Source organism: Streptomyces mutomycini (genome assembly GCF_001700505.1).
GTDB lineage: Bacteria > Actinomycetota > Actinomycetes > Streptomycetales > Streptomycetaceae > Streptomyces > Streptomyces mutomycini.
Genome location: NZ_MAPV01000062.1, coordinates 48,004 through 57,984, shown reverse-complemented (window position 1 = coordinate 57,984; position 9,981 = coordinate 48,004). Strand labels below are relative to the sequence as shown.

The window sequence follows — 9,981 nt, the reverse complement described above, 5'->3', positions numbered from 1 at the left end:
TGGCCGCGAGGGTGCTGCGGGTGGGGTTCACGGGGTCTCGCCGTTCTCGGAGGTGGGGCCGGAGGTGTCCTGCGCGGCGGCGAGCGGGGCGCTGCAGGTCGCCCGCCCGTACGGGCCGACAGCGGTGGACCGCTGGACGTGCTTGCCACGGACGGAGACGGCGCACTGGGCGTCGCCGCCCTTGCCGTCGAGCACGATCCGGACGGTGGGCTCGCTGCCGAGAGCGACCTTGACGTCCTTGCGCCAGGGCAGGTCGGAGCCGGACAGGGTGAGGCTCTTGGGCTGCTTGCCCTGTGCGATGAATTCGATCTGCACCGTGCCCGAACCGCGGACCTCGTAGCTGACGGCGGCGGTCGGCACCGGCTGCCCGGGTTCCGGCCCGTCGGGGGAGGCGAGGATGCCGTAGGTGACCACGCCCCCGGCGAGCAGGAGGGCGGCGGCCGCGCCGATGAGGGCGCGGCGGCCGGTTCCGACGCTCCTGGATCGGAGTTCCGCCGGTTGCGTCCCGGAGGGGTCCTCAGCGGTTTCGGTGTTCAGGGTGTCGGTGTTCATGGGACGGGAGATGTCTCCGATCGAGAGGCGGCCAGGGCGGGAATTGCTCGACCGGTCGCACGCGGAGCCCCGCATTCGAAGGGACGGGCCGACGATCCGAGTTCCGGGTGTCTTCCCACGGTGGGTCCGTTCAGGAGCGAATGAGGGCTAAATCCGGCTGGTTATACCTCACGCCGCGCACTGAATGAAACCGCACGGACAATTCGCCCATCGCGGGCCGTGATATTGCGGTGAACTGGGGGACTTCGGGTCGCGCTCGGTGAATAGTCCTGATCGTCCGCCCTGTTGACGCCGCGTCATCGATGCGTGTAGGGCCCGCCTGGATTCATCGGCGGCGCTCCGATCCGCACCCGATTGCGTGATGGGTGCGCCCGAAAGAAAGTTCGAGCGTCCGGAAAATGAGTAGCGGTGTTCTTTGGCCCGCTGCGCCCGGGGTGCCCGCCCCTGGCACCCCGTCCCGAACGCGCTTCTTCGGAGGGTGAGAACTGATGGGATTCCATTGCGCATGCGCCGCGTTGGCGCGGAACCTTTTGAGAATGGCGTGCTCGAAGCAGGGTTCGAGGCAACTCTCGGCAATGACGTCTGCGGCGCCGGGATCTCTGTCGGGGTGTTCTGCGGCCTTGCGATGAATGGCGGGCGGTCGGGACCGTGCTGACCGGCCGGGCCGGTGTGCAGGATCTCGTCGGGGACCTGCCTGTCATGGGCGGCGCGTTGCCGGGGCACGTGGGCAGACCGCCGGATTCCGGCCCAGGGACAAGGCTGAGCGGCGAAGCCGAGCGGGGCAGGGAGCCGCCCCGGCGGAGAGCCGGGGGCGACCCGCGCCCGCCGGGGCGGCCTCGACACGGACGATCGTCGACCGAGCCTTCGGCCGGCTGATGACCCACCGCCCCTTGGGCCGGGACCACGAAACCCTCGGCCCGCTCCGAAGCCGTGATCGACGGCTCGATCACCAACCTCGTGACCCGCCGACCGGTCGGCGGAACCGCCACGCGCGATGTGCCGACAGTCGCGTCGGTAACATTCGATAGGATGCCGACACGCACGTCGTCAAGTTTGAGTAAAGGGCCGTGCGGCCAGTCGTCGTGCTCCCATCACCCTCATCGCTCGGAGATTCCGTGTTCCTTGCCCTACGCGATCTGCGCTTCGCCCGCGGTCGCTTCGCCCTGATGGGTGCGGTGGTCGCGCTCATCGCCGTACTCGGCGTACTCCTGTCCGGACTCGCTTCCGGCCTGGCGGATGCCGGTATATCCGGTCTGCGCGCGCTGCCCATGACCCACATGGCTTTCGACGAGAAGGCGACCAGCGAGCAGTTCTCCCGTTCGACCGTGGAGCAGGAGGACTGGCAGGAGTGGTCCAAGGCCCCGGGCGTGGAGCGGGCGGAGCCCTTCGGGAACACCCTGGCCAACGCCCAGGTGACCCAGGGCGCCGAGAAGGGCGAGCAGGTCAACCTCGCCGTCTTCGGCATGGCGCCCGATTCCCCCCTGGCCCCCGACCCCGCCAGGGGTGAGAGTCTGAGGGAGAGCGGCGCGGGGATCGTCATCACCCGGGAGATCGCCGACCTGGGCGTGGAGATCGGCGACATCCTGACCGCGGACAGGAGCGAAGTGCGGCTGGAGGTCGTCGGCCTGGTCGACGAGACCATCTCCTACGGCCACATCGGCGTCTCCTACACCGACCTCGACACCTGGCGTCACCTGCACTACGGCCTGCCGGGCGACCTGCCCGAGGCCGCACGCCAGCAGGCCACGGCCGTCGCCCTGACTCTGGAGCCGGGTGCCGACGTCGCCGCCGTGGAGAAGGCGACCGCCACCCGCGCCGACGCAAAGCAGGCCACCTTCGACGCGTCCCCGGGCTACGCGGCCGAGTCGAGCACCATGGCCCTGATCAAGGGCTTCCTGTATGCCATCTCCGCCCTCGTCGTCGGTGCCTTCTTCACGGTCTGGACCGTGCAGCGAAAGGCCGAGATCGCCCTGCTGAAGGCGCTCGGCGCTCCCACCGGATACATCCTGCGCGACGCACTGGCTCAGGTCGTCGCCGTGCTCGTCGGCGCGACGGCTGTCGGCACCGCCGCCGGCCTGGCCCTGGGGAGCGCAATGATCGGCAAGGCCCCGTTCTCCCTCTCCGCCCCCGCCATCGCCACCTCCTCCGGTCTCCTCATCGGGCTCGGAACCGTGGGCGCCATCGTCGCCGTCCGCCGCATCACCGCCGTCGACCCCCTGACCGCTCTGGGAGCCACCCGATGACCACGCCAGCCACCGACCACCGGGTCGCCTCGGACGCCGCAGGCTCCGGTGGTCTGCGACTGCTCGACATCACCCTGACCCTGGGAGACGGCGACACCGCCGTCACCGCCCTCGACGACGTCGGCCTGACCGTCGCCGCTGGAGAGTTCGTCGCCGTCGTCGGCCCCTCGGGCTCCGGCAAATCCAGCCTCCTCGCCGTGGCCGGCGGCCTTCTGAAGCCCACCTCGGGCACGGTCCACATTGCCGGCGCCGAGCTGACCGCTCTGTCGGACAAGGAGCGCACCGCGGCCCGACGTCGCCATATCGGCTTCGTGTTCCAGCAGTCGAATCTGCTGGCCTCCCTGACCGTCCGGGAACAGCTCCTGCTTCCCCTGCACATCGACGGCCGCCTCGACGCCGCAGCCCGGACCCGGGCCGACGAGCTCATCGATGCGGTCGGGCTCTCGCACCGCGCCGGGTCCCGCCCACACCAGCTTTCCGGTGGCGAACGCCAGCGCGCAGGTCTGGCCCGCGCACTCATGACGTCCCCCGCCGTCCTGCTGGTGGACGAACCCACCTCCGCGCTGGACCGGGTACGTTCGGCCGAGGCGGTACAGCTGATCGCCGAGCAGACCCATGAGCGCGGCACAGCCACGGTCATGGTCACCCATGACACGGCGATAATGGATGCTGCCGACCGGGTGTACGAGATGGTCGACGGCCGCCTGACCTGACCGGGGTCGCAGGCCGGCGCCTCACTCCCGGCCCCGTCGCCACCCAGGAGTTTGTCCCGCATGCCGAAGATCAACGCCTCCACCGTCGCCGAACACCGCGCCCAGCAGCGCGAGGCGCTGATCGGGGCAGCGATCGACATCCTGGTGAGCGAGGGCGCCACCGCCGTCACACCCGCGGCGGTCGGCGCCCGTGCGGGCCTGGCCCGCTCCAGCGTGTACCAGTACTTCGACTCTTCGGCGGCCCTGCTGGCCACCATCACCGAGGAAGCCTTCCGGCGCTCCAACCAGGCACTCACCAACGCCATGGCTGCCGCGAAGGGCCCGGTGGAACGCGTCGAGGCGTTCTTCAGGGAAAGCCTCCGCCTCGGCGCCGAAGGCGCACACCGGCCCGCCGCCGCCCTCATGAGCGCCGGTCTCCCTCCCGCCTGTCAGGAACGGCTGATGGAACTCCATCTGGAACAGGTCGAGCCGTTCCGTGCGGCTGTCCGGCAGATCGGTGCTCCCGACCCCGCGCTCACGGCGGACCTGATCGCCGGAATGCTGCACACGGCCCTTGCCGCCGTCGACCGCGGTGCCCCGCTCGATACGGTCACGGAGCGCACTCTCGTACTGGTGCGCCGCTGTCTTACTCCGGCCGACCGTGTGCTCCATGAGCCGGAGGAAGGTACGTAGGGTGCCTCAGGGTTCTGCGCCAACAATGCATGTCACACCCGGGTGAGTCCCTGCGCGAAGTCGAACACCTTGTCCGGGTCGTAGTCGTGTGCGATGGAGCGCAGCCGCCCCAGATTCGGCCCGTAGTAGGACTCCTGCCAGTCGGGGAGGGCCGGGTCGATGTAGTTGATGTACCCGCCACCCACACCCTGGGCCGCCAGCCCGTCCACCACCGCGGCAACGCTCCGCCTCGCCTCGGCTTCGGACGCCGCAGTCGCAGAGGCGTAGACCTGCGCGGTGGCGAAGGCGTTCCGGTGAGGGAACGCGGTCTGCTGGACGCCGACATCGGCCACCGCACCCCCGAGGGGATCGAGGATGAGCGCCATGCCCGTGCGCCCGGTGAGCAAGGCCGTCACGGCGGCGGGGCCGGTGACGGGCGTGTTCAGCACGCGCGAGGAGGCGACGAACGACTCCCGGTCGGGACGGCCCGCGAAGAAGCGCATGGCGCCGAAGAAGTCGCGGTCCTGCACCGTCCTGCGACTGGGCAGGACACCGCTCCGCGAGACCAGGTCGTCCAGCAGGGGGTGGCAGGCGCTGCTCGGTCCGACGAAGCAGCCGGCAACCCGGCAGCCCGGCGGATCGCCGCCAGAGATGTTCAGGTTCGCCCACAGCTCCCGGGGCGCGGCCGAGATCCACTGCTGCCATGCGCTCAGCACCTCGGTCACCTTTCCCGCCGGGAAGCCCACCACGAACACGGTCGGAGCCGGAGCCGGATCGGTCGCGAAGGTGAACTGCGTGACGATCCCGAAGTTGCCGCCGCCGCCCCCACGCAGTGCCCAGAACAGGTCCGGGGTGCGTGCGGCGGAGGCCGTGAGCCTCCGCCCGTCCGCCGTGACGACCTCGGCGGCCACGAGGTGGTCGGCGGTGAGCCCGAACCGGCGCTGGAGTACGCCGATTCCGCCGCCCAGGGTCACCCCGGCCACGCCGACGGTGAAGCAGGACCCGGCGGGCAGGCAGCGGTTGGCCTGTCCGAGTGCGCCGTAGACGTCCCGCAGCGCCGCACCGGCGCCGACGGTCGCGGTCCCGTCCGCCTGGACGGCCACCGCCGACATGCGGCGCAGGTCCACGACGAGTCCGTCACGCGGCGCCGAGTAACCGGGGTAGGAGTGTCCACCGCTGCGAGCGGCCAGCGGAACCCGGTTCGCGGCCGCCAGTACCGCCTCGCTGACGTCCGACGCCGACTCGCACTGCGCGACCGCGGCAGGTATCCGGTCGTCATTGAGCGGGTTGAACAGCTTCCGGGCATCTTCGAATCCAGGATTCCCCGGACGCAACAGCGGTCCGCGCAACGCTCGGCGCAGACCCTCCCAATCCACCTGTTCGCTGCCTGAACCAGTGGCTGGTTGCGCGGCCCGAGAGGCGTGGAAGAGGGATTCCCGCGCCATGCTCACCATCTCCTCGGGGAGATCGAGGACGGGGTGGTGCGGACGAATGAACGCTGGGGCGCGACTCCTGGGTCATGCGCCGCACGTCGCCCCTGTGTCCGCGTTACGTCGGACCGTCATCCGGGCGGGGCCGCCTCACCAGACGTCGTGCACGCCCATGCGATGGCCGCATTCGCACCGGAGTGCGGTGTCGAATGTGTAGGCCCGGCAATCGCACCGGAGGCAACGGCTGCTCGCCTCTTCTCCGTCGAATCTCATACCGGCAGCCAGCAGGTCCGCCCGGCTCTCTGTAAACGCCTGGTCAAGTTTCTTTCCCGCGTCTTCCAGAGCTTCCTGCTGCGTTCTCGAGAGTTCCTTCTGCGACTGCATCTCCGGTACCTCCTCGACCGTGCGACGACGCCGCACGCGTGGGAATGGCACTCCGTCCCCCCACTCCCTCCTCTATCCATGAGACCACCAACCGAGTTCCGCGCAACTGCCGAAACCGCGCGCCACGCGTGGACGGCGTGTACCCCCGGATCGGACGTCAGCCGGGTGTAGCGCCCGGCAGGCGGAGAACAGCGCAGGGGGCAGCCGTGTCAGTGGCGTGAGTCGCTCTGTGCCCGCCGCCCCATCTCCTCCCAGAAGGCGCGCAGTCCGGTGATCCCGGTCCGTCTCTGCCAGGCGGCCTTACGGAAGTACCTGGACAGCGAAGGCGACAGCAGTGCGGACTGCGCTCTGCAGAAGGCCTCGCTCAGCTCCACCCGGTGCCCGTCGACCCCCTTCGGCGGATAGGGGCACAGCCCGAAGGCGCAGTCGTCCCGGCAGTTCGAGCCGGCCTGGGAAGCCGCCATCCGCACCACGGTGCGGCTGGGGTCCAGAGGGCTGCGGTCCCGGGTGAGGCAGGGAGGCAGATCGGGCCGGTCGGTGTGCTGGAGGCGACGGATCCGGTCCTTGGGCCAGTCCCCCCGCTCGGCGAGATTGAGCAGCAGGAGCACGTCGCCCAGGAGCTGTTGAGCATGCGGATGCAGGGCGCTCCAGCCGGTCGAGGGCGGAACCCACAGATTGTGCTTACGCGACTCTCCCCGCGCTGCCGTCTGCGAGCCGACGTGGGCGGCGACCCCGGACTCGTCGATCCACAGGAACCGCTCGGGCCGCTGCGTCTCCATGGCCCGCACCGACAGCTTCGCAGCCGCCACCACGAAGGGGTGCTCCCGCTCACCGGCGGGAAGGACCAGCCACTGACGTACCTGCTCCGCCGGGTCCGAGCCGGGGCCGCGCCGGGGGTGGACCGCGCGGACGTCGTCGGTCAGCGCCCACAGGGTCAGCGCGTGCAGCAACGTGAGGCGGGAGAACCAGAACCGGGTGCGCCGAAGCATGTACCAGGCTTGCTCGCTGAGGTACTCCCTGGCCTCCGGGCGGGCGTGCGGATGGCGGCGTCTGCGGTTGGCCGCGTATTTGAATCCCTGGGCCAGGGCCACTTCCAGTGCCAGGTCCAGAGGCGGTACGTCGGGCTGCTCCTGGGGGCCGACCCGGCGAACCCACCCTTCCAGGAACGCGTACGGAGTGTCCTGGTGGCGCTGGGTGGTGACCGAGCCGACGAGGAGGGGAAGCAGCCAGGCGCAGAGAACGTTGTCCCGCCAGTCCTGTTCCGCGCTCTCCCGTTCCCGTCTCTCCCGGTTGCACTCGTCGCGGCGATGCTGCTCCCGCTCATCGTGCTCCCTCTGCAGCCGGCCGACCCCGCCCTCCGCGTGGTGGTGCTGCGTGCCTTCCCGCTCGCCGATCTCCTCAGGCTGCTGATCACTCCACAGCTGTTCCCGCCAGTCGGGCTCACGCTCCATCAGCCGGTCACCCTGCAGGGCCCTAGGCACACGCAGGCGGGGATGCAGCTCCTCGAACGCGGTGTCGCCGCCCGCCCCGATCTCCTGTGCGATCGCCAGCCGGACGGGGTAGGAGGGTTCCAGGCGAGCGATCTCGAAGAGTTCGAGGTAGGCGGGCCTCAGGGTCTGTCTGCGGGCCACGCCACGCATCGCGTCCCCGAAACGCGACACCAGTTGCGTCTTCGCCGCGCGCATGGCCAGCGGATCCCGTGCGCGCAGGTCCGGCCAGGACGTGCACAGCTGCATCGCGATCAGATGCTGCTTCGGTTCCTGCTCCACGCTGTCGATCTCCATGGCGGCCGCATACAGGTCCAGGGCCTTGGTGTGCAGGCTGCGGCCCAGGAGGAGGTGACCGTCGTACCGTGGCGCACCAGGTGTCCGCGACCGGCTCCCTCGCGTGTTCTCCGCCCGGCTGGCGGCGTTGAGCAGCAGATCGCGCGCGGCGGCGACAGGGCACCAGATGCCCTCGTCGCCGGCGTGGTCCGCGTGGAGGCATGATCCGCGGGGTGTTCGGGAGTAGAGCACCATGGCGATGAGCAGCTCCCTCCCGGGGCGTCGCAGAGCGGCCGGGAAATAGACGCCCTCCGCGGGCTTCGAGGGGATGCCCGGGTGGATCACGGCGTTCATGAAGCGAGCCCCGAGATGCGCCTGGACCACACTGTGCTGGAAGCGGACGCGGTCACCGCCGATCTCCACCAGCCCCAGGCGGGACCCCCAGTAGGCAGCCAGACGGATGTCGAGCCGGCTTCCCTCGACCCGCCGGGCCAGTTCGCGTACGAGCTCCGGATAGCGCGGCCGCGCCGGGTCCTGCTCGTCGACGAGGTCGGCGAACCGCACTTCGGCGGAGTCCGCCGCCAGCCCGACACAGGCCAGGGCGGAGAGGTGGTCGACGGTCGCCCGCCGCTCCTCCTGACTGAGCGGCAACCCGGGATAGAAGCGCCCACTGACGAGTGCGCCGATATAGGTGTCGAGCAGGTGGAAGCGCAGTGCCGCCCGGTCCCCGCCCCGTGTCTCCACGGTCTCCTCGTCGGAGTGTCCGGTCATGGCCCGTTCCAGCAGCCCCGCCCTGTGGAGTTCGGCGGCGATCTGCAGATACGTCGGCGCCTCGGTGATACCGGCCATCTCGACGATCCAGTCGAGCCGTTGGCGGTCCTCCCAGTCTTCGCCGGAGGAGATGTACGCGAGCGCGGCCTCCTCACTCAGCGGCTCCAGATCGGAGAGGGAGACCTCCATCCCCCTGAGCGAGTCGTGCGGGCGTGAGGTGATGATCAGAGGCAGTCCCTGTTCGTTGGCCCGTCGGATGGCAAGCCCGATGATGGTGTCGCGCTCCTCCATCAGGCCTTCGCCCGTCAGGGCCTCCTCCAGGCCGTCCGCCAGCACGACGATCCGTCCCTGCTTGCCCAGGCGCCGCCACACCTTCTCCGCTTCGGCGTCGGAGCGGAGGTTTCCCTGCACCTCCTGGGAGAACCGGGCGAAGGCGAGCTGCCGGAAATCCAGATCCTTGTCCGCGTTGCGCAGGCGCAGCGGTACGGGGACCGCCTTCTGCCGGGCGAGGGTCGCCGTCAGCAGCACGATCAGAGCCGTCTTGCCCGTTCCCACCCCGCCGACGACGACGTGGGTGCGCCGGGTCCGGCAGTCCCGGAGGTCCTCCATGAGGACGGTGGACAGCTGATCACGGCCCACTACCGTGCCGAAGATACTGCCCGCGGTCTCCACCAGTGCGTGCGGTGTCTGCCTGGCCTTCCTCTGATACGTCCTGCGGACGCGGCTGAACCGGAAGAAGAGGTAGGCGACGGTCGCGAGGGAGAGGGTGAGCAGCGGCATGAGAATCGTCTGGAGGATTCCGCACGAGAGCGAGTGGTTACTGCACCGCTTCTCCGCCTGGTGGATCAGCGACCAGAAGCCGTCGTGCGGCGACTTCGCCAGGGTGACGACGGCCAGCAGGGCCAGGAGGACCAGGACAACCGCGCCGAGAAGCGTGAGAACGAGTGCGGGCACGTACCAGCCCGTCTTGCGGACCCGCCAGATGCGGGGGTCGCGTGTCGCACCCTCAGGCTTGCGGCGCACGCCGATCCGTCGACGGAGCCGCTGCGACGACCGCCTCAGCCATGACCCCGTCCCTCCTGCACGCAACCGGCTCCGATCGCCGGAAGCACCCGTGTCCCCGCTCACACACATCCTCCTCCGGACATCACGCAGTCGCCTTCGCCCGCCCTTACCTGATTCCGCGGCGGGACGGCTTTGCGCGCATGCGCCCCGGCAACCACCTCATCGGCCCAGCGGCCCGGTACGCCGACCGCGGCGTCCGGTCGCCCGGACAGGGGATGGCCGGCCGGCGGTTCTCCACGAGGGGCCATGGACCGCATGCCGGCGGGGAGCATCTCGCGGGTGACACCAACGGTCTGTCCGCGCAACCGGCGACGAGAGCGCTGCTACGCCGAGCCGGCCGACGGTGGAGACCGGGATCACGCGACGTCTGCGGACAGCCGTCCAACGGGCCCTTCCCGACGACCAGTTG

6 protein-coding genes are annotated in these 9,981 nt (G+C 70.1%); 3 read left to right on the top strand and 3 right to left on the bottom strand.

Translation table 11 applies throughout. The features are described 5' to 3' along the window. Positions 1 to 27: 27 nt before the first annotated feature. Positions 28 to 552, bottom strand: a complete 525-nt coding sequence (locus BFF76_RS33650; RefSeq protein ID WP_244167247.1) for a hypothetical protein — start codon at positions 550 to 552, stop codon at positions 28 to 30. Between the two features lie 1,115 nt (positions 553 to 1,667). On the opposite strand from BFF76_RS33650, the gene BFF76_RS10375 reads away from it, so the two are divergent. The 3 genes from BFF76_RS10375 to BFF76_RS10365 are packed head-to-tail and all read left to right on the top strand — an operon-like array spanning position 1,668 to position 4,180. After that, the gene (locus BFF76_RS10375; protein ID WP_031089598.1) at positions 1,668 to 2,795 is read left to right on the top strand and encodes an ABC transporter permease; all 1,128 of its coding nucleotides are present in this window, start codon (positions 1,668 to 1,670) and stop codon (positions 2,793 to 2,795) included. Then, positions 2,792 to 3,508, top strand: coding sequence for an ABC transporter ATP-binding protein (locus BFF76_RS10370; RefSeq protein ID WP_031089600.1), 717 nt, complete (start codon positions 2,792 to 2,794; stop codon positions 3,506 to 3,508). The genes BFF76_RS10375 and BFF76_RS10370 overlap by 4 nt, the downstream gene beginning before the upstream one ends. 60 nt (positions 3,509 to 3,568) lie before the next feature. Continuing rightward, positions 3,569 to 4,180 (top strand): TetR/AcrR family transcriptional regulator, encoded by a 612-nt coding sequence (locus BFF76_RS10365; protein WP_031089602.1) that lies wholly within the window; start codon positions 3,569 to 3,571, stop codon positions 4,178 to 4,180. Positions 4,181 to 4,212: 32 nt separating this feature from the next. On the opposite strand, the gene BFF76_RS10360 is transcribed toward BFF76_RS10365, so the two are convergent. Both BFF76_RS10360 and BFF76_RS10350 read right to left on the bottom strand, forming a co-directional pair. Continuing rightward, positions 4,213 to 5,604, bottom strand: coding sequence for an FAD-binding oxidoreductase (locus tag BFF76_RS10360; RefSeq protein ID WP_234316636.1), 1,392 nt, complete (start codon positions 5,602 to 5,604; stop codon positions 4,213 to 4,215). A 578-nt stretch (positions 5,605 to 6,182) separates the two neighbouring features. Beyond that, on the bottom strand, positions 6,183 to 9,530 hold the full coding sequence (locus tag BFF76_RS10350) for a hypothetical protein (protein ID WP_234316637.1): 3,348 nt from the start codon (positions 9,528 to 9,530) through the stop codon (positions 6,183 to 6,185). Positions 9,531 to 9,981: the final 451 nt, after the last annotated feature.